This is a genomic window from Paenarthrobacter sp. 10N417, assembly GCF_056394745.1.
This window is the reverse complement of sequence record NZ_JBFTIL010000001.1, coordinates 388,192-412,141: the sequence shown is the minus strand read 5'-3', so window position 1 is coordinate 412,141 and position 23,950 is coordinate 388,192. Positions and strand designations below refer to the sequence as shown.

Sequence of the window (23,950 nt, the reverse complement as noted above, 5' to 3'; positions counted from 1 at the left end):
TGCGATCATGCCTATCGAGTGTGACCTCAACGGTTGGTGGCCGCCGGGCTGCGGACTGGTTTCCCAAGCCAACGACGGCGTCCAAGGTTCCATCACTTCAATCTTCGCCAACGTCCTTCAGAACATCGCCTCGTGGATGTGGGGATTCATCACTGGGGCCTTCAACGTTTCCGAAGTCGACGATTCGCAGTGGGCGGCTATCGGCGGCCTGACCAATTGGTGGGTCGTCGTGATGATGACTCCGCTGGTAGTTGTGATGATCCTCCAACTCCTGTCTGGACTGATCAGTCAGCAACCTCGGCGGCTGGTCAGGGCGCTGGTTGGGGGAGCGGCAGCGGTTCCTTTGGTTGCTGCGGCGGTGTATCTGGTTCAGCAGCTCACCCGAGTGACTGACTCTGCTTCGATCGCTCTCTTGGAATCGATCGGAACGGACCCCTACGTCGTTTTCATGCGGCTCTTCGGTTTCGAACGAGCGCCGGAAGGCTCCGAGCGGGAATGGAACGTCATCTCCCTCGCGCCTGGCAACCAAGGCGGAGCCGTCGGCGGTGCGATTGTGACCGTAATGGCCGTCATCGTCGTGTGGATCCTGGCGTTCATCCTCATGTGCTCGATGATCTTCAGGACGTTCGCCCTCGCAGTCTTGGCGGCCGTCGCGCCGGTCGCGCTCATGATGATGCCCTGGGAGAAGTCAAAGGCTTGGGCCGGACGGTGGTGTGAAGTCGTCGTCGCGCTCTTGCTGGCGAAACCTCTGGCAGCGACGGTTCTTGCAGCGGCGATCAAGCTGTTCGCTGATTCGACGTCCTTTGCAGGTTTGGCTGCCGGCACTGTTGGCATGGTTCTTGCCTGCGGAGCACCATTGATGGCGCTGAGGCTGGTGAGCTTTGCGGGTGGCGAACTCGCAGCCGCAGCTCAAACGGCCGGCGGCGGCCACGTTCTTGCTCGCAGCAGCAGCGTTGTCTCCAGGCAGTTCAGTCGACAACTCGGTGGCATGACGATTTCCTCAATGTTGGGCAGATCGTCACTAGCGCGACCAATTCCCTCAAGTCGCAGAGACATGCCCACGCGCACGCTGGCACCTTCACTGCCCCTACCGCGCAGCCTGACAAGCACGACGCCGATACTCACCTCAGGTGACAACGCTTCGGCATCGTACGGAGCAAACCCTGCCCGCGGAAGCACCGCGAGACAGGACAACGTGGTGAGTGGAGAAGTCGTCGTCACCGAGCAGAGCAAGCAAGCATCGTCTGCGACGCCCTCGCCGATAGGCCGGAACCCGGCCGCCGGACCGCCAAAGTCAAACCGCCCAAGGACTCCTCGGCAGCCCGAAGTGCGAAGTCCCGGCAGCGCGCTGCCCACATCCCAATTGCCGCCCATCAGGCCCAAGGCTTCTGAGGGGCACCTTCCTCCGGAGAAACCCCATGACTGAAGATTCCCGGGCCCTTGAGGCCGTCAAATTTCCCCGATATGAGCGTCGCGGCATTTTTATTGGGTTGAAGTGGTACCAGCTCGTGTTGCTGGCCCTCGGTATCCTGACGGCGATTATCGCCTCTGCAACAGGAGGTCCGGTCGGACTGACGACGATGAGTCCCATCTGGCTGCTGCTCATGCTGATGGGAGTGCTGCAACACGCTCGAATCCCTTATCCCATTTGGGTCAGCCTTATCACGCTGTTCTTCGTGCGTTTGATTCTGGGCCAGACGCGATACCTCACCCGTCCCGAGAAGGCGCTGAAAGCGGGAAAGCTTGCGCTGCCAGGTGGACTTGGCAGCCTCAAACTCCAGATGACTAGCCGTGGAGAGTGCTTTATCGTCGACCCTCAGGGCAAGGAAGCAACGGTCGTCTTGCGTTGCACCACCAGATCATTCGCTCTCCTCGACGACGATGACAAAGCTTGGGCGGCCCAGGCCTGGTCACGCGTGCAGGCCGGGCTGGCCCAGCGATCGGACATAGCAAGAATCGCCGTGCAGGATTACACGGTTCCCTATCCGTCGTCCGCCCTTCAGGATTTCTACGACCACACCATCGTGCAAAATGGCGGCCGACCTGGTGGCAATTCGTGGGGTGAGCTGGCCTATCAGGACCTGATAGCTGCAGCCGGGTCCGCCATGAGCCACGACGTCTTGTTGTCCGTCGTGGTGGATACGGCCAAGTCGAGGAGGCGCATCAAGGAATCCGGCGGAGGCACAGGCGGACTGGAGCGTGTTCTGCGCTTGGAGGTGCAGGCCATCACTACATCCCTGGCAACTCATGGAGTCCGGGTGGACGAGTGGCTTTCGGAATCCCGACTACTTGAGGTATTCAGGGGTTCCTTTGATCCTGAAACGGTCTCCCATGGGTCGGTGAAGAATGACAGTGAGCCGCAGGATTCCCAACCGAGCAAGCAACGGCGACTGAGTTCAAGTCCAATGGCTCTCGAGGAACACTGGACGTACCTCCGCACAGACTCCGGATTCCACCAGACTTTCTGGGTCGCAGAATGGCCGCGGCAAAAGGTTTATCCCGGCTTCCTGCACCCGCTGGTTTACGTCGGCGACTTCCGGCACACCGTCACGCAGGTCATTCGTGCTGTTCCCACCTTGGAGGCGCTTCGGGACATCCGATCAGCCCAGGAAGCTCATGAAACTCGTCGCAGGATCAATGCCCGGTTCGACCGACCCACGACGCGGGAGCAGCGAGCCGAGGAAGAAGAAGTATCGCAACGGGAAGAAGAAATCGTTGCCGGACATGGCGATGTACGTCCGACCGCCTTCGTGACGATTACCGCAATGTCCTTGGAGGATCTGGCCCGACACCGCCACGAACTCGAGTCCGCAGCAGCCGGCGCGTTCGTCGAACTTCGATTGCTGGCGGGGCAGCAGTGGGCAGCTTTCATTGCCGGTGGACTGCCTCTGGGAAGGGGATTGCGATGAGCCTCAAGAACCAAGAGGTGACCTATACGCCGTCGGGCACTCGCGCCGAACGCAAGAGTCTCAGACAGGCGACAACTGCTGAGTCATTGCCACAGAAGCGCAAACTCGGCCAGCGGATTGACGAAGCCTTGGAACGGCGCGGTGACCGCGAGCGCCTCGGCGGCGACTGGGGGAGTAGGGAATCGCAGTCATTATGGGGACCGCATAGACTCCGGCCGGCACCTCACCGCGCCTCGACCATGACCTTCGCGGCGGCATACCCGTTCATCACGGAGTCAGGACTTGGCCACGAGGGAACGTACATAGGAACTGACGTCTTTGGTTCGGGAGCCTTTTCCTACGATCCGTGGATCTTGTACGACAAGGGAATCATCAGCGGTCCTTCGATCGTCGTCATTGGCACGGTTGGCACAGGCAAGTCCATGTGTGGGAAGTCGCTGGTTGCTCGCTCCATCACGTTGGGACGGAAAGCGGCCGTTGCATCGGATCCCAAGGGTGAATGGGTCTCGGTGGCCCGTGCTGTGGGTGGCAAGGTCATTTCCGTTGGTCCTGGGCGCACGGCACGTGTGAATCCTCTGGACGCGGGTCCCCGGCCTAGTTCACTGTCTGACACCCAGTGGAAGGCTGTCGTCCGGCAAAGGCGCCGGCAATTGATCGTGGCTTTGGTGTCTCTCATGCGCCAGGGCACACCGTTGCATCCCGTCGAGCACACCGCTCTCGACATGGCTCTGATGGAAACCACCGCGGAAAACTCGACGCCGACCCTCCCTATGGTGCTTGACCACCTGTTGAGTCCTTCCGCAGAAACGCTCGCCCTTGTTGGCAAGGACGGCGGCGCATCGGTCAGCCACTCCCTGCGGCGCACAGTATCTGGCGACTTGGAAGGCATGTTTGATGCGCCGTCCACTGTGGCCTTCGATGCCGACGCGCCAATGATGGTCATGGATACGTCCGCGCTCATCGGCGCCTCCGAACAGGCGTTGTCCCTTGCCGCCGCCTGCAGTGCCACGTGGCTGGAGGCGGCAGTGACAAATCCCGACGGCGGCAAGCGGCTTGTGGTGTATGACGAGGGTTGGCGGATGCTCGCCGATCCCTACATGTTGGCCAAGATGAGCGAGCAATGGCGCCTTGCGCGAACCTACGGGATTGCCAACCTCCTCATCATGCACAAAGTGGCTGACCTCAACGAGATCGGGGACAGCACTAGCGGTCACCGTCAAAAGGCCTTGGGGCTGCTGACAGAGGCAGACACACGCATCATCTATCGGCAGAAGCATGACGCCATGCGCCTGACCAAGGAAGCCCTGGGTCTCACCGAAGCGGAGTGCGAGCACGTCGAGAACCTTCCGAAGGGCGTTGGGCTTTGGAAGGTTGGGAACCGCTCATTCATCGTTGCCAACAGAGTGACCACGGACGAGCTGGAAGTGTTTGGCACCGATGACCGGATGCACCTGTGAGGGCGAGATCGAGTAGCAGCACTCCCATGGTTTCAGTGGGACTCTGGGCTTTGACGGGTTACATGGCTTTCTGCCTGTTGGTCCAGGCAGCTGCCCACCTTGCTGGCGCGGGGCACTGTGGCGGCAGGCCGCCGTCGTTCTTCAATCCCGCTGCAGGCGCCGGGCTGTTTGCGGGCCGCCAGGACTGGATTGTTGGTGCCTCCCGAACCTGCATCTTGGACATGGCGGCAGTCTGGTGGGTTGTGAGCGTCGTTCTAACCTTGCTTGCGGGGCTCGCACTCGCGGCGGCCTTCGCGTGGAGAACCTGGAAACAGTCAGGCGCATGGCTGCGGCAGGACATCCTGAGTAGGGATGGCGTAGCTGGCCGGGCAGAGATACTTCGGGACTTCGGAGCCAGAGCCGTTCGCAAGCGTGGACAATTCACTCGGCCGGGCCTTAGCAAGCCGAGCATTCACGATGTTTCGTGGACACTTGGGCGCTCCCGCGGGGTGACTATCCATGTTTCCACCGAAGAGTCGATGGTCATTCAGGGGGCTCCTCGGTCGGGCAAGGGCCTATACGTGGTCATCAATGCGATTCTCGATGCGCCCGGCGCTGTCGTCACTACATCAACGCGAGCTGACAACCTCGTGGTCACGATGCGAGCGCGGATGTCTGATGGGCGGCCGGTTACAGTCTTTGATCCTCAGGGCATGTCGGGTCTGCCAACGACGCTGCGCTGGTCGCCGGTACGTGGTTGCGGTGACCCGGATATCGCCACCCGACGCGCTCTTGTGATCACCGCAGATACAGAGATGAAGGGCGAGAATGCTGCATGGCAAAAGCGCTCGCTGATCGTGCTCCAGTGCCTGCTCCATGCGGCAGCGCTGTCAGGGGAGGGAATAGCTGCATTTCGCAGATGGTCGTCCAGTCCGGTGTTGGCCAGGGAGGCGCTGGATATCCTGGGGCGTCCGGGTGCAGCGTTGGGTTGGCAGGCAGATCTGATGGGGATTTTGGAAGACGACCCGCGGAACACTTCGAACTCCTGGATTGGGGTCTCAGCCGCCGTGGCCCCGCTTTCATCTCCTAGGGTGTTGGCGGCGCTGAACCCACAGGACGAAGCTCAAGAGTTTGATCCCAAGAGTTTCATCAGGCGACGGGGGACTCTCTACCTTATTGGCACCCGCTCTGGAGCTGCGGCCGCTGGCCCTTATCTCTCGGCTCTGATTGACGACATCGACAACGCCGCGCGTGAGCTGGCCTTCGTCGCACCTGGAGGCCGACTCGATCCACCGCTTTCTCTGATCCTCGACGAGATAGCGAATCTATCGCCGTGGCCCGGCCTGCCTGTAGTGCTCTCTGATGGTGGTGGTATCGGCATCTCAACGCTCGTGGTTCTGCAGTCCCTTTCGCAGGCGCGGAGCGGATGGTCGATCGAGGAGGCAGCCACCATCTGGGATTCAGCGATCATCAAGGTGATCTTCGGTGGCGGCTCGGATGAGCGTGATCTGCGCTCGCTGGCGGGACTGCTGGGGGAACGGAGCCTCATCCTCAACACGCGTTCTTGGTCGTCTCAGGGACGGCAGGACGGCGAGCAGATCAGGGAGAGCCCTGTTATTCGCTTGGACGAGATCCGGCGGCTTCCTGTTGGTACGGCTCTCATGCTCGGCCGACGAACTCGTCCCATCCTGTTGGACTTACGAGACTGGCATAAGCGCAAGGACGCCGCTGAGCTGGGACGGTCGAAGCTGGAGACGGAGCGGGAATTGGCCGCTGGCCATTTGAGTAGGCAGGCAGCAGACAGTGAGGCTGATTCATGAGCACGCAGGCGGATGACTCTGACTTCGAGGTGGGGCGGGTATCCGACTTGGATGACGAACTAACCGCGGAACTGTTCCGTTCCTCGTTCCAGCCGTCGCCACGCAACGCTGGCTTGACCCACCGTTGGCGGGACATGTCATCGGCGCAGGCAGAGGTAGTTTGGCAGAGCCTCTTTGGGTGGGTGCGGTGGCTTGTTGCAACGTATCAGCTGACGACGTCGGTGGTGCCGGATTGTTGGTGGCGGCACTCGGAGATCGTGGCCGAGCTTTATGCGCTTCAGCGGGCCGAAGTGGCATCCTTCACGTCAGACGACTCGGGATTCGGGCCACTGGCTTTCCACGAGAGGCTGCCACACGCCGTCGAACGTCTCCGAACCCACACGCGGACTGCTGGGTGCGTCGGGTTGCAGAGTCACAAGGAACCGGTCATGAGGATCGTGCCAGCCGAGCCGGACTTCGAGGACTGGAAGCTGGGCACCCATCAGACTCGAAGCTGACCCCGTCATGACGTTGCTTCGTTTGCTCGACATGAATAGGTGATCCCTACTTGGGGCCGTCTAGAAGCACGAAGGATGGCTGTCGTGGCCTCTGAATCTGAACTGAATGCTGACGCAAGCGGGGCTGAAGAAGCCGCCGCGCCGCCGTCGAACGTTCGCCTGTCACCTGAGGAGCGCATAGCCGACCTGACCAGGGGACTTCACACAGCACTTGAGGAAGCCATTGATTCGCCCATGCGCTGGCAGGTTCTGCTTGACGCTTCCGCAACCCTGTGGCGGTACTCAGGAGGTAACGTCGCCCTGCTGATGATGCAGATGGCACAGCGCGGCACCCAAGAGCCGACTCTGGTAGCCGGCTACAAAGAGTGGGCCCGGCATGGGCGAACAGTCCTGCGGGGAGAACATGCGCTTTGGGTGATCGCGCCCCGGACGGCCTCGATGCAGGAAATGATTTTGCCTGACGGACAGCGCAAGCTCCTGCCAGCGAATCAGGCTGCACCTGATGATGCTGTCAGCAGAGGCAAGAAGAACGTGATCACAGGTTGGCGCGGGCAGGCTGTCTTTGACGTTACTCAAACGGAGGGCACGCCGCTGCTGGTGCCTCGCGCGGATGCTCACGGTGGGGCGGACGTGGGTGATCTGTGGAGTTCCCTGCGGGAGGTCGCGAAGGAACACAGCTTCCGGGTTGAGGTGTCGGGATTTCAACACGGTTACACCAGTGGCTATACCGACTTTGATGCTCGTCGAATTCAAGTTGGTGCCTGGATGAACGACGAGGAGCGGGTAGCGGTTCTTGCCCACGAACTCGGTCACGTCCTCTTGCACGGACCAAACGATCGTCTGGGACGACTGTATGGAAGCAGCGCCAATCATCGCGGCCTAGCGGAAGTGGAAGCCGAATCAGTTGCCTATACCGTCCTGCGGGCCCACGGCATCGATCGTGGGGCGCAGTCAGCGTCCTATTTGGCTGGCTGGGCCGACGCTGTGATCAGCACAGAGAGGGACTTGAAGCACGATTCCGCGGATGGCCGGGTGCCGACGTCGCGCGTCGACATCGCGAAGTCGGTGCTGGGGCGGGTGACCGGGGCTACCAAGGGGATCTTGGCGGTCTCGGATCCTCCTGGTTTCGGAGGGAAGTTCGCTGCCGCCAGTGCGGACCCGTCGGTTGTGGCCAGTCCGACCTATGCCGGCGTCCCTGGACCGAATGCTTCATTGAACGGTCCTGAGATTGCTGGTCCTTGAAACCACAGATGTCCGTCGGGAGAGGCCCGTCGACTATGGAAGGTAACCATCATGAATACAAAGATCCCCATCACTATCGCGGGGAACCTGGTCGCAGATCCCGAACTGACCATCGGGGAGTCCGGCACTCCGCACGCGAAGCTCCGCGTTGCCGTGAACCAGCGGATTCAGAACCCGGATGGCACCTGGCGAGACGGCGAACCGGTCTTCCACAACGTGTCTGCGTTCCGGATGCTCGCGGAGAACGCTTCTACTTCTCTGAAGAAGGGTGACCCTGTGACGGTGTCGGGTGAGCTTGAGTTCCGTGCTTACGACAAAGACGGGGAACGACGTGAAGCCCGGCGGATCATCGCTGACACCATTGGCCCGGACCTTCGCTTTGGCACTGCGACGTATCAACGCTCGGCGCGGGCAGTTGCCGAGCCGGAGGCGGCTGTGGAAGCGACGGGTCCACAAGCGACGACGGCGACTGGCTGGCCTGCGTACAACGTCACCACGAAGGGGCCGGTGGTGACGTCCCCTTTAGGAGGAGCTCCGGTGAATGACATGACCGTCTGACCTGCCTTCGCCGTTCCGTGCCCACGTCCCGATTCCTGAGGCGTGGGCTCTTCTTTGTTCAGCATGAATACGCATTCGAATATATGTTCTAATCTTGTTGCTATGAGACCGAAGCAAGACTCCACAGCTTTCGCCCGCATGCTGGCGCAGATAGACGCCGACAACAGCCACCCGAAACCTGACGACGGCCAGATCATTGAGCTCGAGCCTGGTAGTCAGCCTCTCGTTCGCGTGGGGGAGATCTATGGTCGGGCGATCAAATATACGAGGAGCTTTGGGCTGGTTGAGTGGATGGATGACAGGCGGGACTATCACGTTCAGTGGTTCCCGGCGGGGCAGGTTAGGCGTGTGGACCAGGAATCGTGGAGGGGGCGGCCACTGTAGGTTCTTGGCGTCGGTTTCTGGATATAGGCCAGTCGTACGACGTGATTGAACCGCAGCGGTTAGCGATCGCATCAACTAGGCGAGCGGTGCCCACGCCAGGACATGCTCGCCACTGATCCGATATGTCTCGGGCCACGGCGCTCCTGGTCGAACCTGCGCTGGATCTGGTCGTATCAGCAGAACGGATCCAGGCCAGATGGGCTCGGGGAGCGCTTCGAGCCATGCTGGTTGGACGTGGTCGAAGCGATTCCACCTGGTGGTGATCCAGGAGCCCGTCGGCTGCAGAGCGTCTACAGTCAGAACTGTGATCTCGGTTGTGGTCTCGCCAGCCGCCTTCAGGCTTTCGATCCGCTTCCATTGTTCTGCGGTTTCGGTTTGCCACTGCCGTCGGACACGGAGACGTTGGGCCCAAAAGAGCAGGACTACTACAGATGGGGTCGGGAGGGCGACCAGTAACCAAGCCGTGCCGGAAATCGTGAAGCTTAGAACTGTCAAAATCACAACAAGCACCAGCGTCACTGCGCTCGCAACGATAAGAGCGGGTGTGGCTACTGTCGGCTTGAGGACTGGGTTCATCTGCATACTTGCTCCAGCTTCTAGTTTAAAGCTGCCATCCAGTGCTTGTCAGGCTTATTGGGGAGTCGAACTCATACGCGTTGCGGACATCTTCTAGCGCTGGTTGTGGTGTGGCAACTTGACCGATTGATCGCTGCAGAAAGTCCCACTGCGCTCGCTGTTCCCATTCCCGGTCCGCCGGAGTCGGACCAAGGGCGAGTGCCGCGCTATTAAGGCCCCACCGATCTCGATACACGGCCAACTCGCGAATCAACGCAGCCCACTCGAAAGGATCTGTCCCTACCCCGATGTCCTGGCGCAATTCTGTGGTCCACTCAGGCTCCTCAAGTAGTGCCGCATTGGCGACGCGTTCGGCACGGTTCCCAATCCGCCGTCGTACTTGGTCCAGCGATTCTGCGAGGTCTTGTCGGTCTATCGTCAGCCTCTCAATCAACGGATCGAGGGGCGTTTGGGGCATCGCCGAGCAGAACCTGCATAGCCGGGCGTGGGCTACTGCGGTTAGGTCCCGTGCATTGGCTTCTGAGCCCAGAGCCTCATTCAAGGTCCGCAGGGCTCCGGGGCGATTGACGTTGCTGGCTCGTCGCCAGGCAGCGACGGCGGCGCCCCAAGCTGGAGATTCGCGCATCTCCTCAGAACAGCCGGGCATTACACGGTCGATAGCCTTTATGAGATCCAACCCCGCAGCGATTTGAGCCAAGTAGTCGTACTCGCGACTCAGACGCTCGAGGCTGTCGGCGTGCTGCCGTTCGAAGTCCCGTACCTCGTGAGCCGTTCGCTCCGCACCTTCGGCAGCAAGGACCTCGCCAAGGATCACCCGCCAGCTCGAGCGGGCAGTCGGGTCCAGGATTTCGTCCTCGTCCGGGTCGTTCTCGCTGACGTAGGCCGTGTTGGAATGCCGGCCCCGCGTCATGCTGACGTACAGCAGTTCCCGCGTAAGGCGGCCGGGGGTCACGACGGTGTGGCCAGTGTCGACGGTGAGGCCTTGACTGCGATGGGCCGTTGTGGCGTAGCCCAGCTCCAGGGATGACTCCACATAACTGCTCGGCAAGAGTAGGGCAGCTCCGGTGTCTTTGCGTATCGCGTTTAGAACGCCGTGGCGTCTATCGAATCCCGTGACTTTGAGGAGCGTCCCATTGCGAAGGAACTCACCTCGATCGTCGCGAATGGATCGGTCATTCCGACGGGCGATAACGATGTCGCCACGACCGGCTCGAAGCCCGTCCCGAAGGAGCAAGGCACGTTCCGCGTCCACATCGCCCAGACTTACCCTGTCGGCTTGAGCACGTTCATTGAGCATTTGCACGGTCTCGTTATCAGGAGCTATCAAGACCGAAATTCGACCAGCCAAGACATCCGAGTGCCACGCGGAGTAGGCACGGTCGACCATGTCCGAGTAGTGGCCATGCCTGATACGACCGTGGTCCTCATACTCTGCGAGCACAGACGGACGTCCCTCACGCAGCCCGAGGGAGGCTGACCGTTCCCACGGATCCTTGAAACGCCAGATCGTGCTCAACCGGGCTGCCTTCCCTTGCCGATCAAGCCAACCAAGCACACCGCCGGCATCGATGGAATCGAGCTGGGCCGGATCGCCTACGAGGAGGATCTTGGCACGGGCTTCCGTGGCCTGGCGGACCAGTGCTGCGAGCTGGAATGTTGAGACCATAGACGCTTCATCGATGATCACCAGCTGATTGGGCTGAAACCGCCATTGGGACTGCTCTGCGGATAGCCGAGCGACCTCTTGTTGAAGGTGGCCAACGATTGGGCCGCTGGGGGCCGCTGCCACACGGAGTCGATCGTCCGCGTGGAAGTATCGCGCTGCCCGTTCGGCCGCACCAGACCCCACAGATTCATGCAGCCACTTAGCAACGTTCTCAGTCACCATCCGCAGCTCCGAGCCAAGAACCTCGGCGCTCGCAGCAGCCGGCGCCAGACCAACAACGCTGCCCATTCCATACGCAACTTCCCATGCTTCTTTGACCGCGCCAAGGGTGGTCGTCTTTCCAGTCCCGGCCGGCCCGACGATGGCGTCGAGCCTGCTGGAGCTCAGTAGGACCTCCGACGCTGCTGTCAGCTGATCATCGTGCAGGGGTGACCCTTCGCCGTTTCTGTATGAGGTGAGCGTCTGGAAGGTGAGATCGACTGGAACAGCCGGGCCGCCGTCGTCGTTCTTCGCCGCCATGACTTCGTCCTCAAACGCAAGCGTCGACTCGTCCGTGTAGAGACGCGATCCGTGGAAGTCGAAAACGTTGCGTCCGGCGAATCGCAGGTCATCAGCGGCATCCGCGGGGACACAGTATCGGTACTCGTTGAGTGGCACGGATTGACGTTCTGCCGCGGTTGCCACGGCATCGATCATCTCGTTACGGTCGGCGGGGGAGGAGCAACGGATCTCAGCGCACACACGCTCACCCTCGGCGATCAGGTTCCAGCGATTCCAGGTTGAGCGCTTGGCCGCCACACGCTGCCGGGTGACCAGCCCGACGGCGGCAATCCAGTCCGGGGTGAACTCGCCAACGCGGAACGGACGAGAGTGGGAGCGCCGAATGGTGGAAGCGACGACGAATTCGGGATCAAAACCCTTGGCCTTTGCTCTGTCTCGCCACTGTGCGGACAGTGTGCGTAACGGGGACGGCTCGACATTCTTGGGAGTTCGAGTCGAGAGAGTGGCTTGCTGGCGCAATCTCACGATGGTTGTCGCCGTTGGAGGAGTGCCGTGTTCCGTGGTCCACAGCTGGACCAAGCGATCGGTCTCGATGTCGATGAGCCTTGAACGGTTGGAAAATTCGCGGACAAGGGCTTCAGCGATGCCAGTGAGTTGCTGGCTTGGGTTATGAGTGTTTTGCGCTGGGGCTCGGATGTCGGTTTCCGTGCAGAGGCTGGTGTGCAACGCATCAAAGAGCAACCCGTTGTAATGTTCGCTGGCGGCGACGACTGCTTTGTATAGGGTGCGGGAGTCCAAGGTGACCCATGCGCCGTCCGTGACACGCTGTACTCGATTCGCCATGACCAGGTGGGTGTGGAGCTGAGGGTCGCCAGCGCGGGATTCCCAGTGATCGAATGCTGCGGCGATGGCGCCTCTAGTGCCGACGTGCGCAACTCCGTTCCGCCCGGACCTGGTGTTGATGACCTGCTCTTCCATCCAGACCAGTGTTGCTTCGATGGCTTCATGGTGGGTCTGCAGGATCTGCTCCTGGAGGTCCCGTGGGCTGAGCGCCCACAGCGTGGAGACTGACTTCGGGACACTGAACGTGAGGTCGAAGCCGGCGACGGCGTGCTTCGTCGCGCTGTGATTGCTGGGCTGTTGGTTGATCCGCTGCTGCCCGTGGGGTCTCCCTAGCGGTTCCTTGCTGTCGGGGTGGACTGCGTCTTGGAAGATGGAACGTGCATCGGATTCAGTGACCTTATCTCCTGCTTTCCTGGCGATACCTTGGAGACCGTTGCCCAACCACCGACCTTGGGGCGTCCCCGTCTTCATGTAATAGCTGACGGTGTCTGGGGGAGCAGGGGAGAAGTCGTCCAGCATCGTGGACTTGAACAGGTACTTGAGCCCTGACCGTACTGAGAGCCTCGCGATGGACATCGTCATGGCCGTGCTCCCGCGCGGTTTCTCGCCGGGAGCCAGCCGCGCCGGCGGAGGATGTCGAGCGTCACTGGGTCGAGGGCGATGCCTTTTGCCCTGGAGATTTGAAGCAAGACCGCGGCTACCCGGGCGAGGTCTTGGACGTTTGTTTTCTGCGCACGCTTTAGGCGGAGGACTTCGTTGTGCAGGAGACCATTTCTGGTTTCCAATTCGTCGTAGAGGGCATGGAGCCGTTCGAGCTCGGAGGACTGCGACCGCAGCTCTGTTAAGAGCCGGTCCATAATATTCTCGCCGTTTCCATCGTCATTAGGTTGCTGTCCGGAGCTCTGCCTGTTCACACCAGTTCATGTGGTCGCCCCGCTCGCTCAGCATGATTTCCCGGCCGACGGGCCTTGGATGCCAGAGGTGTGAAGGTAGTGAGGGGAGTAGCAGCTGCGGTCGTTAGGGAAGATCATCATTGCCGGTGAGGTCATCAAAGTGGTGCGATGCGGACGCCTTCCGTTAGTAACGCCACCTATGGTCTGGAACTGCAAATTAAGAAACTGCCGATAGGCGCGTTCCAATTTGACGGAGCCGTTGGCTAAGGCTCAATTACCGAGCCAAACGCGCCACAGGTCTTGGCACGGTTGTTTTTCATGACAGCAGTTCCAGGCTATGAGTCGTGAGTAACTTTCTGCGGCCAGTCGTCCGGATACTGTCTGGACGAGTGGGCGGATATCCACTTTCCTCTTGCAGGCTGGCGGCTCTGTCTAATGTGAGTTGGTCTGAATACCTCGACCAGATAGTGGCGTAAGAGGTTCAAGGCATCAGAAGCATCGCAGTTCGCGGTCACCGCCAGACTGAAACCTCAATGAACGAGGAAAACGCCCATAAGAACCCATATGTGTGGCGCCCGGTTGAGGGACGCGTCGGAAGTGTCAGTGTTGCATCAGAGACCTACACTAGTCGGTCTCATAAGAGCTGAAGCGTGCCCCAACCTGACGCCGTTAGGCCGCCAACCTGACTTCAGGTTGGCGGCCGCACAGGTCATATGGCCTCTTGCCTACAAAAGCGCTAGGTGTGCAGCAAGTACCTCCGTGATGTCCGGTCCCCTGTTTCGATGTACTGTTCTCGGACAAGGACATTGACGTTCAGGTCGCCCCGTATGGGGACTCGATGACAGCCTCCATCCATCTCTCCGCTCAGGCAGGAAGTTATGAGTGACAATTTCACCGTTGCTGATCTTGTCGCTATGCCGCATCTCGGGCTGGAATTGGTCGCTGGGGGACAGGGCGAGACTAACCCTGTCCTCTGGACACACGTTTCGGAGCTACCTGATCCAGGTCCGTGGTGCGAGGGCGGGGAACTGCTCATCGTGAACGGCCTGGGAATTCCGGAGGACCCCGAAGGGCAAGTTGACTATGTCGCGAGGCTCGCACACCATCGATTGGCCGGGTTGGTGGTCAGCATCAAAGGGCCCGAGCTCACCCCAGAGCTCGTTGATGAGGCCGACAGGCTATCATTTCCCGTCCTTCGACTTCCCAGGACAATACCGTTCGTCGAGTTCTCCCACCTTGTTGCTACCGGCAGTGAACGATCCACGAAGCGGCGCCTGACTCGTCACTTGGAGATTTTTGAAACTCTGCGGTTGAGGAATGGCGCCGACAAAAACATCGTTGAAATTTACACTCGGCTGGAGCAGATTTCAGGCTACCGGTTAGCTGTAGTGTCGCCGGCATGTCGTCCACTTTTGCGCGAATGGCGCTGGGTCCCAGATGAGCTGGCGATGGAACACCTTGATGGATCGGAGGCTCTTAGAGTCATCCCAGGCGGCTACGTTCTTCCAATTTTCGTCGGCAACAGGGCTAGTGCTTATCTTGTCGGGACAACAGACAGGGAGACACCTCCGGGCGGACTCGCTGCGCTGCAACATGTGAGTTCACTCGTGGCTCTGGACGCCATCGATGACCAACGCCGGCGAGAGTCTGTTCACCGGCAGGGCAGCACGCTGTTGGCCATCGCGCTCGACCATGAGAATCAAGCCCCTGACATGAGTTCGCAGTTCCTGGAGTTTGGAATGGATCCTAGTCATGGACTGAGATTTCTGGCCTTCGCCGAACACCAACAGGAGACGCTCGATACTGAGACAAGCGTTAGAGACTGGTTTGCTGACCGGGACATCTCTCATCTGTTACTCAAACGAAAATCATTACTTGCAGTCATCAATTGCAGTGATGAGGAACTTGGAGACTTGGCAGAGACACTCGGTATTGACATTGGGACTAGCTCGAAATTTTATGACCTTGATGCATTGCCCAAAATGCAACGACAAGCAGTTTGGTCCCTAAGCCTCGCCGAAGGATCGCCTGGAGGTTGCTTGGTGCTAGCCGAGCAACAGCTGGGGCTTTCGCGCTGGCTAAATCCGGATGTCGAGACGATGCTTCAACTTGCGGATAGCGCGTTGCGGCCCATCATCGAACACGATGCCGACCACGGGACCGCCCTGCAGCTCACGCTCACGGAGTACTTTCGTAACAATGGCAGGTTGAGGCCCACAGCCGCACGGTTGTTCGTTCATGAACACACTCTGAGCTACAGACTGAAACGGATTGAGCAGCTGACAGCCCGGAATCTCAAGGATTACCGAGGAGCGTTCGAGCTCTGGCTCGCTCTCGAAGCGAGCTCACTTATTAATGATGCGTAGGTTGCGGTCGTACGGTTTTCTCAGACAGTTTGATGGGAGCTTCACCTTAGATGACGAAGCCGAGAAGAAAATATGATGCTGATTTCCGGGAGGTTCCTGTGCGGCTTGTCTAGTCCACGAACCGATCGGTGAAGGAAAGCACGATGGGGAACTGGCTGCACGGGCACCGAAAAGAGTCAGCAGGGCACCGTGCCGGTTCAGYCGGAAGAACGTGGGCCTGCGTCATGGGCAGAGCGCCGGAAGGCGTTGGCTGAGAACGAGCGGTCGAAGGCAAGGGTCGAGTTCCTACGAAAAGTCCGCTCCTTCTTTCCCGCGAAGCAAAAGTAGAGGACTTCTACGAGTTCATCGAAACGGGGAAGGCCAACCTTTCCGTGGCGTGGCTGTGCCTGGCGTGGATGGCTTGCAGGGCCTCGTTCTATCGGGGCGCAGGCCGATCGGTGCCGTCACCGTGTGGCGGTGCGGCATGAAGAACTGGTGACCACGGTGACCGACTTTTTTTGAGAAAGCCGACCGTGATCCAGATGACTCAATTGCTAAACGCGGCCGGGAACAAAGTCTCCGCGCCCATGGTGGGGCCATCACGCGGGAAAAGGGCCTGCTGGCCATCCGAACCGATGCCCGGAAGACCAACGGTTCAGGACCCGCAGGCCAAGACCGCGCATATCGAGAGCGACATGCTCGGCGCCCAGAGCAAGGGGACTTCACCTCCCGGATGCCCGGGACCCGCCTGGTCGGTGACATCGCGAGACTGCGCACCGGTGAGGGGTGGCTTTACCTGGCTACCGTCATCGACCTGTTTTCCGGCATGGTCATCGGATGGTCCATGGCTGTACACATGCGCGCCTGCCTGTGCACCGCGGCCCTGCAGACGGCGCACTCCAGCGGAAGCCTTCGCGGACCAGCCAAGCTCAGTCCCAATAGCAACGGTTGCTTCGGCCGGTTGAATACGCCCAGTACACCTCCGAGGAATTTCAGCAATGGTGCGTGACCAACGGCGTCACACAATCCATGGGCAAGTCGGAGTCTGCTGGGACAGCGCAGTAGTCGAGACCTTTTTCTCGCACCTGAAAACCGAGTTCTACCACCACCGATGCTACGGTTCACGGCGCCCTGCTAGGACCGCCGTCATGGACTACATCGAATCCTGGTACAATAGCCGCCGACCCAGCAGCCGGGCCGGCGGCTCAGCACAATTCACAGCCGCCGCCACCTACAAAACCAGCTCCTGGAACCCGTGGACGCCTATCCAACAACAAAGGAAAACTGTCTCAAAGCGGACGAGCGCAGGTGGTAGCAAAAGTAGCGAAAGCCAGTCTCCTATAACTGCCACCCTCCGGACGCCTGAAGCTCCCTTACATTTGAGGAGCAGCACGCAGGCGACAACCATACCGTTCCGACGGTTACCAGATGCGCCAGCGCAGGAACTCCTTTGTATGTTTAGCCAAAAAGCCCATATGGTTTTGTGGATTTATCGGATATCTTGACCAGTTTTGCCATGCTAGTTTTCCAATCACCTCATTTCGCCCCAGCCCCAGTTGGGCTCCCCTGAATGTTGATGGAGAAAAGCCGTTGAAGAAGGTCGTTGTTACTGATCACGAGTTCGAGCACTATCACGAGGCGAGAACCATGGCAGAAGACCATGGAGCCGAGTACATCGAAGCGCACACGTTCGACGAAAACGAAGTACTTGAACTCACCAAAGGCGCAGACGTTGTCGTGGCGGGATACGCACCAATCACAGAAGGCGTACTTGCCAACCTGGCACAGCGAGCAACCGTGGTCCGGTACGCCGTCGGTTTCGATACCGTCGACCTGGAAGCGGCAACGCGCCTCGGTGTGCGTGTCTGTAATGTACCCGACTACGGCGCCGGCACCGTCGCCGACCACACCGTGACTTTGGTCCTCACGCTGCTCAGGAAAATCCCGCAGTATCACCGCGCCATCACCGAGTCTGGTCAAGGATGGATGCTCGCCAGAGACATGGGACCCCTTCGTGCAATAAGCGAAATCACAGTTGGACTCATCGGAACGGGACAGATCGGAAGGCTCGTCGCAGAACGACTGCAGGCCTTTGGGGCAAGAATTATTGCCTCGGATCCCCGGGCTGACCCCACGAAGCTTGCCGAAATCAACATCCAGGCCGTGGAGCTCAACAAACTCCTCGCCGAAGCCGACGTCATCTCAATGCACTGCCCCCTCACACCACAGACCCACCACATCCTGGGCGAATCGGCACTCCGGCAAACCAAAGCTGGGGCGATCGTCGTCAACACAGCCCGAGGACCCCTCATCGACACGAAAGCCGCCGCCCACTTGGCCAACGAAGGCCACTTGGGAGGCCTCGCCCTGGATGTTTTCGAATTTGAGCCGCTGGAGGCCGACCATCCCCTACGGACTGCGAAAAACACCGTACTGACTCCGCATGCTGCCTTCTACTCCACGCAATCGATAGCCAACATGAAGAGGCTCTCAGCAGACGAAATCGGCCGTGCGTTGTCAGGCAAGCCTCTCCGCAAGCAATTGAACCCAGAGGTTCTGTAAAAGCCGCATTCAGGGTGCCGATCAACCAAGCACACCCGCCCGCTCTTGATTCAAGGCCTCCCCGACAATAAAGGAACCAGATGACCATCCCAACACAAACTCACACTGAAGCGTCGGTCTCACTCAAGAGAGTTGTGCTCTCCAGCACACTTGGAGCTGTCCTTGAGTGGTTTGACTTCTTCATCTTCGCCTCCCTGTCGGGACTGATTCTAGGGAAGCTCTTCTTCGCCTCAAGCGACCCGGTCGTGGAAGTCCTGCTCGGCTTCAGCACCTTGGCAGTTGGCTACTTCGCTAGGCCCTTAGGCGGTATCTTTTTCGGGCACTTCGGTGACCGCGTCGGACGAAAGAAGATGCTCGTCGTCACCATCTGGTTGATGGGCGGAAGCACCGTCTTTATGGCGTTCCTCCCCACCTACTCACAGCTTGGCGCGTGGTCCACGGCCCTGCTGGTTCTGCTCCGCTTTGCCCAAGGTATCGCTGTAGGCGGTGAGTACGCGGGTGCCGCGCTCCTGATCCTTGAACATGCAGCAAAGTCGAAGCGCCGGGCTTTCTACTCGGCCTTCGCCAACGCTGGGGCTTCACTCGGGTTCCTGCTGTCTTCTGCGCTCCTGGCAGTCATAACTGGAACGCTCAACAGAGAACAGTTCGAGATTTGGGGTTGGCGCGTTCCATTCCTAATCAGCGCCTTCCTCCTCCTCATCGGGGCGTATATCCGCACCCGAATTGCCGATACCCCCGCATTCCTGGAAATGCGGGAAAAGAGTAAAGAGGAAAGTGGCAGTACGATCCAGAAGATGCCCATCGTCACAGTCTTCCGGACTCATGCCGTTCAGCTTTTCTGCGCTTTCGGGGTTTCCCTCTGCAGCCTCGTTTATTACCAGCTCGGCCTTGTGTTCATTACTCCGTACGCCACAAGCATCATTCATCTGAGTGCTTCGCTGATCCTGTGGTCGATTACGGCTGCGCAGATAATCTACATCATTGCTTCGATCTCCTGGGCGTACGTTTCGGACCGCATCGGGCGCAGGCCGGTCCTCGCTATTGGACTTGTCGGCTGTGTGGCGTGGCTTCCTATATATTTCAGCCTGCTGACATCGGAGGCGACCTTCTTCACCTTGGTGCTTGCTGTCGGCGGACTTCTTGTCTTCGTGGGCGCCACATGGGGCCCACTCGCTGCCTACCTCGCTGAGCTCTTCAGCTCCAACGTCAGGTACACCGGCATTTCAGTCGGGTTTCAAGGCTCAAGTGCAATTGCGGGGCTGACGCCGCTTATCTCCTTCTCCCTCGTGGGAACAGCAGGATCCTGGCATCCTCTTCTCATAGTCGGCGGCATTGCCAGTGCCATCGGCCTGGTTGCAGTGCTGCTCGCGAAGGAGTCGGCGCGCCAGGAACTTAGCTAGCTCCTAGCGGAAATGTTGTTCCCGAAGCCCCGGCGAGGAGAATGAGGAGCAGCAGACAAATACTACAAGGGAGCAACCCGGGCATCGTCTCAGGGCTCCCTTGTAGTACGTCATGGGTATTGAGGCGCCTCGCAGGTCGAAATGGGGCTTCCTTACCCGGCCTCCGCGTTTTGGAGGCTTCCGGCTCAGCGACGTTGCCGAAGCCTGCCAGATCGGAAAAAGCAGCGCGCACGTCCTACTCAGCACTCTCGTGGAGCAAGGATTTGTGCAGAAGCTGCCAACGGGAAAATACGGTTTGGGTATCACCGCTTTCGAGGTTGGCTCGGCAGTTCCCGACAACGTCCGTTTCGACGGGGCCATCGCCCGCCCCATGCGGGAGCTGGCCGACACCTCAGGGGAATCCGCTTCTTTGGCACTCCTGCATGGCCGTCACGCCGTGATGGTCCAATGATTCGAAAGCCGGCAGGTTCAAGCCTCACCACGCGTTCATGGCAAGACTGCGCCTGGACCAGATCGGTGCCCACATCCGTACCATCGAAGCCTCACCGGACGGATCGAGGAGGCGATGGAACCCTTTCAGGTCGACAGGGAAGCCTTGACCACCACACCGGAGTCTCCCATCGCATCGCTGAAGTGCTCATCGCCGAAATCGGCGCGGACATGACCGACTTTCAAACCCAGCCGGCTCGACTCGTCGAGCCGGAGTCTGCCCGAGCGCCCACGAGTCCGCCGGATACAACAAAGCGACAATGACCCGGGGGCGTTCGGGTTGGCCGGCTGTTCATGCGCCGTACTCACGGCAGACTACGCTGCCGATTGGACTTGCATGTGGAGCCGCCGGAGGGGCGTACCGCAGATCGGTCTCCACATACTTGGTGGCCGAAGCAGCGGGATCGTCTCCTTCGCGAAGCGGCAGGATCCGGTAGAGATGGCTGTATGGCCCCTTCGCGGCGGTGTTGCTGTACTTGTCCGGGCGGGTTAAAACGTCCCAGTTGCCTCCTTGCATGCCTTCCTGCGCGGAGTCGATGCGAACGACCGTCCGTTCTGATGCAGCGACCTCGTGCCAGTGTCTGCGGTCGGCCAGTTCGTCTGGGCTGTTGGGCTGGGCGTTGAAGTACATGTGGCCACCGGCGACGAAGAGCAGGCCCGAGCCCGCATCGTTGACAAGGGCGGCCCACCGGGTGTCCGCCTTGTTGCCGCTGTCTTGCGGCCGGCTGTAGCGGGTGACCTGATCCGCCACAGAGCCGGAGTATCGCCCGAAGAATGCCGAGGCGCGGCGATCTGCGGTCGACTCCAGCGGTCCGCGACCGTACCAATGGATGATGTCCAACTCCGGCTTAATTCCGAGTGTGGTGCCAATGACTTGTGGGTTGGGTGTGTTATTTACGGGCGAGAAAGTAGACAACACGTCGATCTGGCCGTTGCCGTAAATGGTGTAGATGATCGACTGGGGCGACGTGGTGATTTGATGACTAGGCCGGAAGGGGACTCGCGTGGTGACACCGCCGCGAACAGTTACTCGGGCGGCGCCTGGCATGGGCTGGACCTCTACCTCGCTGATGGCCCAATTTTCGCCGACGCCACGCCACGGCTGTGACGGCTCGGGGAGATTTACGCGCAGTTCAGGCGTGGATAGTTCGGGGTCGTTGGGAGCCCGCCAGTAGCTTGGCAGCAGGTCGCTCGCGAGCATCTCACGTCCGTCGTAGCAGAGTGATGTCATGCGGCCGGTGTCCCGGGCGATCGAAACGGCAAACTGATCTCCGGTAACCTGTACCAGCTTTCCGTCGTCGATGATCTGCACGGGTGGCAGATCGTTGGCCGTTACTTGCAGTTCTCCCAGGACGGGGACCGGAATATCAAACTGCGCGCGCGAAATGACGTGCCCACGTCTCGCCCAAGGGGTGTCTTCGGCGAGTGTAAATGCAACGTCAAGCCGATACTCGGCGCCAGGGCGAAGGTGCTTAGGCATAGTGCATGGCAGCCTGAATTCTGTGGATTCTTGGGGCATGACGATTATCTGAGCCCCTGGAAACGACCCTTCCTGAATTGTCTGGCCGTTTTCGGTCAGCGACCAGTTCAATGTGTATCCGTCGAGGGACGTGAACAGGTGCTCATTCGAGACGGTAACGGTCCAGGCGGCCAGGTCCGTGGCGACGATGCTTACCGGTTGATAGGCAAGTTTAGTTTCGGCGAGCTTCGGTGTCGGTGTTCGGTCTGAGAGGACGAGACCGCTCATGTGGGCGCTCTCTTCGTTTGGGTTGTCGCCCCAGTCGCCGCCGTATGACATGAATTCTTCCCCAGAGTGTCCTGGACGGCGCCACCAAAGTCCTTTGTCGGCCCAATCCCAGAGGAAACCTCCTTGGACCAGGCCGGCGTGTTCGCGGATGGCTGCCCAGTATTCGTCGAGGTAGCCCGAAGCGTTTCCTTGACTGAAGGCATACTCGACGAGCAGGTACGGCCGCTCATCACGGCTGGCTCGAGTGATGAGTTCGTTGACGGGAGGGTAGAAGTCGCCGTCGAAGTCAGAGAGGCCAGTTGGCACGACAGCGGAGCCGGAGCCTGTCGCGTCTTGGTAGCTCACCGGGCGGGTTGGATCACGGTCCTTGRCCCACTTATACATGGCTTCCAGATTGGAGCCAACGCCTGACTCGTTGCCGGTAGACCATGCGATCACGCAGGCATGGTTCTTGTCCCTCTCCACCATGTTGCGCATTCTCCAGAGGAGTGGGGCCCGTAGTTCCGGACGGTCGCCCGGAATGTTGGGCTGGCCCGCCCCGTCTACGCGGTTGATGTGGCTCTCGTTGTTGGCTTCGTCGAACACGTACAACCCATACTCATCGGCGAGTTCATACCAGCGCGGATCATTAGGGTAATGGGACGTCCGCACGGCATTGATATTGTTCTGCTTCATGAGGCGGATGTCAGCGATCATGTCATCGGTGGTCAGAGTACGGCCGGTCCGCGGGTTCCACTCATGACGGTTGACGCCTCGGATTGAAATGGCCCGCCTGTTGATTCGGAAGACGCCGTCGACGACCTCTACACGGCGGAAGCCGACGCGAGTGGACACCCGTTCCACTACGGATCCGTCATGTGCGCAGAGTTCAAGTACCAATGTGTAGAGGTCCGGGTGCTCCGCTGACCACAAACGCGGGCGCTGGAACGGCGCAGAGATTATTATGGAGACATCGCGGCCAGCCCCCGGTAGTGTCACGCACGCGGTTTGTGTCCATACTTCGGGTTCTGTGGGCACTGTCCCGTCAAAGAGCCGCGCCCGAAGCTGATAATCAAGGCCTGCGCTCTTGCCGGAGTAGACCCGGATATCGGCGGTGACTTCCAGGGCGGCTTCGAGGAGGGAATCGCTCAAGTGGGTGAGGACAGTGAAGTCACGGACCAAGACCTCTGATCGCGAGGTCAGGAAGACGCTGCGGAAGATTCCCGAGAGCCGCACGTTGTCTTGGTTCTCCAGGTAGGAACCCGTGCACCAGCGATAGACCTCAACCGTGACCAGGTTGCGTCCAGGTTTAAGGAAGGCAGTGACATCGAATTCCCCGGACGTGTAGCTGTCCTCCCGATATCCGATCCGCTGGCCGTTGATCCAGAGGAAGTACGACGATTCCACGCCATCGAAGTGGATGAATGTTCGGCGACCCTCCCAGCCGAGTGGGAGTTCAAATGAGGTCCTGTATTGGCCGACCGGGTTGTAAGCGGTCGGCGCGAACGGGTAGTTGCCTGTGGGGTCCGGTTGCTCGCACTTCCCGTTAGCACCAGTCCAAGGCAGGATCAGGTTGGTTCCAATCGGAAAGTCGTGGCCCTGCAGCTGCCAGCTCGACGGAACTGAAATATTACTCCAACCCGAATCGTCGAAATTCTCATCGGAGAAGTTGATGAGCCTCGATTCCGGATTAGGCGACCAGTTGAACCTCCAGTCCCCGTCCAGGCTGAGCCGATATGGGGATTTAAGCCGGTTTGCCCGCACCGCTTGCGCTAGCGTCTCGTAGGGCATAAGCGTGGCGTGGGCCGGCTCGCCGCCCCACTCAAAGACGGCGGGGTTGTTCCACTCTGGCCTGGCGATCATTGCATTCTCGAATCTTGAAAGGGTTGGGGTTAATTTGCCAGCGCTAAATGTCGGTCCGAGGGTCCGGGGATTGGATGCGGAGTGTCTTCGATCGGTTCGGATCTGACTGGCAGGGGTGTCAAACGGGCCCAGGCCTTAGCGCGAGCCTGAAGAGTGCTATCTAACGGATGGGTCGAGGATGGGCGATGGGGCAGAACCTGACTCGGCGGCCCGGTCCCAGAATTGCTGTGGGTTGACCTC

Annotated in this window: 16 protein-coding genes and 1 pseudogene; 13 read left to right on the top strand and 4 right to left on the bottom strand. The window is 59.8% G+C overall.

The annotated features are described in order from the left end of the window. Nucleotides 1-7: 7 nt before the first annotated feature. The 7 genes from AC1DCM_RS01660 to AC1DCM_RS01630 all read left to right on the top strand — a co-directional run bounded on the left by AC1DCM_RS01660 (nt 8) and on the right by AC1DCM_RS01630 (nt 8,462). Nucleotides 8-1,426: a hypothetical protein gene (locus AC1DCM_RS01660; protein WP_477517059.1), complete on the top strand. Its 1,419-nt coding sequence runs from the start codon at nt 8-10 to the stop codon at nt 1,424-1,426. Beyond that, nucleotides 1,419-2,909: an SCO6880 family protein gene (locus AC1DCM_RS01655; RefSeq protein WP_477517058.1), complete on the top strand. Its 1,491-nt coding sequence runs from the start codon at nt 1,419-1,421 to the stop codon at nt 2,907-2,909. Before AC1DCM_RS01660 ends, AC1DCM_RS01655 begins: the two co-directional genes overlap by 8 nt. Then, nucleotides 2,906-4,366, top strand: coding sequence for an ATP-binding protein (locus tag AC1DCM_RS01650; protein ID WP_477517057.1), 1,461 nt, complete (start codon nt 2,906-2,908; stop codon nt 4,364-4,366). Before AC1DCM_RS01655 ends, AC1DCM_RS01650 begins: the two co-directional genes overlap by 4 nt. Nucleotides 4,367-4,392: 26 nt before the next feature. Then, entirely contained in the window at nt 4,393-6,165 is a 1,773-nt protein-coding gene (locus AC1DCM_RS01645) for a type IV secretory system conjugative DNA transfer family protein (RefSeq protein ID WP_477517056.1), read from the top strand. Beyond that, complete coding sequence (locus AC1DCM_RS01640; protein WP_477517055.1) at nt 6,162-6,662, top strand: hypothetical protein; 501 nt, start codon at nt 6,162-6,164, stop codon at nt 6,660-6,662. The genes AC1DCM_RS01645 and AC1DCM_RS01640 overlap by 4 nt, the downstream gene beginning before the upstream one ends. Nucleotides 6,663-6,746: 84 nt before the next feature. Continuing rightward, nucleotides 6,747-7,904 carry an ArdC-like ssDNA-binding domain-containing protein gene (locus tag AC1DCM_RS01635; protein ID WP_477517054.1) on the top strand — a complete coding sequence of 386 codons (1,158 nt, stop codon included), beginning with the start codon at nt 6,747-6,749 and terminating at the stop codon, nt 7,902-7,904. Between the two features lie 51 nt (nt 7,905-7,955). Further along, nucleotides 7,956-8,462 (top strand): single-stranded DNA-binding protein, encoded by a 507-nt coding sequence (locus AC1DCM_RS01630; RefSeq protein ID WP_477517053.1) that lies wholly within the window; start codon nt 7,956-7,958, stop codon nt 8,460-8,462. Between the two features lie 459 nt (nt 8,463-8,921). Here the strand turns inward: AC1DCM_RS01630 and AC1DCM_RS01625 are convergent, their stop codons facing one another. Genes AC1DCM_RS01625 through AC1DCM_RS01615 form a run of 3 tightly spaced genes read right to left on the bottom strand, consistent with a single transcriptional unit; the run spans nt 8,922 to nt 13,289 of the window. Next, nucleotides 8,922-9,428 (bottom strand): hypothetical protein, encoded by a 507-nt coding sequence (locus AC1DCM_RS01625; protein WP_477517052.1) that lies wholly within the window; start codon nt 9,426-9,428, stop codon nt 8,922-8,924. Between the two features lie 19 nt (nt 9,429-9,447). Beyond that, nucleotides 9,448-13,014, bottom strand: coding sequence for a MobF family relaxase (mobF, locus tag AC1DCM_RS01620; protein ID WP_477517051.1), 3,567 nt, complete (start codon nt 13,012-13,014; stop codon nt 9,448-9,450). Next, nucleotides 13,011-13,289 carry a hypothetical protein gene (locus AC1DCM_RS01615; RefSeq protein WP_477517050.1) on the bottom strand — a complete coding sequence of 93 codons (279 nt, stop codon included), beginning with the start codon at nt 13,287-13,289 and terminating at the stop codon, nt 13,011-13,013. Before AC1DCM_RS01615 ends, mobF begins: the two co-directional genes overlap by 4 nt. 914 nt (nt 13,290-14,203) lie before the next feature. On the opposite strand from AC1DCM_RS01615, the gene AC1DCM_RS01610 reads away from it, so the two are divergent. The 6 genes and pseudogenes from AC1DCM_RS01610 to AC1DCM_RS01585 all read left to right on the top strand — a co-directional run bounded on the left by AC1DCM_RS01610 (nt 14,204) and on the right by AC1DCM_RS01585 (nt 20,083). Then, nucleotides 14,204-15,691: a PucR family transcriptional regulator gene (locus tag AC1DCM_RS01610; RefSeq protein WP_477517049.1), complete on the top strand. Its 1,488-nt coding sequence runs from the start codon at nt 14,204-14,206 to the stop codon at nt 15,689-15,691. Nucleotides 15,692-16,388: 697 nt separating this feature from the next. Further along, nucleotides 16,389-16,578, top strand: a pseudogene (locus tag AC1DCM_RS01605) (DDE-type integrase/transposase/recombinase); the annotation flags it as partial. Nucleotides 16,579-16,668: 90 nt separating this feature from the next. After that, a complete protein-coding gene (locus AC1DCM_RS01600; RefSeq protein WP_477517048.1) occupies nt 16,669-17,175 on the top strand; it encodes an IS3 family transposase in 507 nt (168 codons plus the stop codon). 142 nt (nt 17,176-17,317) lie between these two features. Then, nucleotides 17,318-18,232, top strand: a complete 915-nt coding sequence (locus tag AC1DCM_RS01595) for a C-terminal binding protein (RefSeq protein ID WP_477517047.1) — start codon at nt 17,318-17,320, stop codon at nt 18,230-18,232. Nucleotides 18,233-18,312: 80 nt separating this feature from the next. Then, nucleotides 18,313-19,632, top strand: coding sequence for an MFS transporter (locus AC1DCM_RS01590; RefSeq protein WP_477517046.1), 1,320 nt, complete (start codon nt 18,313-18,315; stop codon nt 19,630-19,632). Between the two features lie 112 nt (nt 19,633-19,744). Continuing rightward, the gene (locus AC1DCM_RS01585; RefSeq protein ID WP_477517045.1) at nt 19,745-20,083 is read left to right on the top strand and encodes a helix-turn-helix domain-containing protein; all 339 of its coding nucleotides are present in this window, start codon (nt 19,745-19,747) and stop codon (nt 20,081-20,083) included. A 330-nt stretch (nt 20,084-20,413) separates the two neighbouring features. On the opposite strand, the gene AC1DCM_RS01580 is transcribed toward AC1DCM_RS01585, so the two are convergent. After that, nucleotides 20,414-23,710, bottom strand: coding sequence for a glycoside hydrolase family 2 TIM barrel-domain containing protein (locus AC1DCM_RS01580; protein ID WP_477517044.1), 3,297 nt, complete (start codon nt 23,708-23,710; stop codon nt 20,414-20,416). Nucleotides 23,711-23,950: the final 240 nt, after the last annotated feature.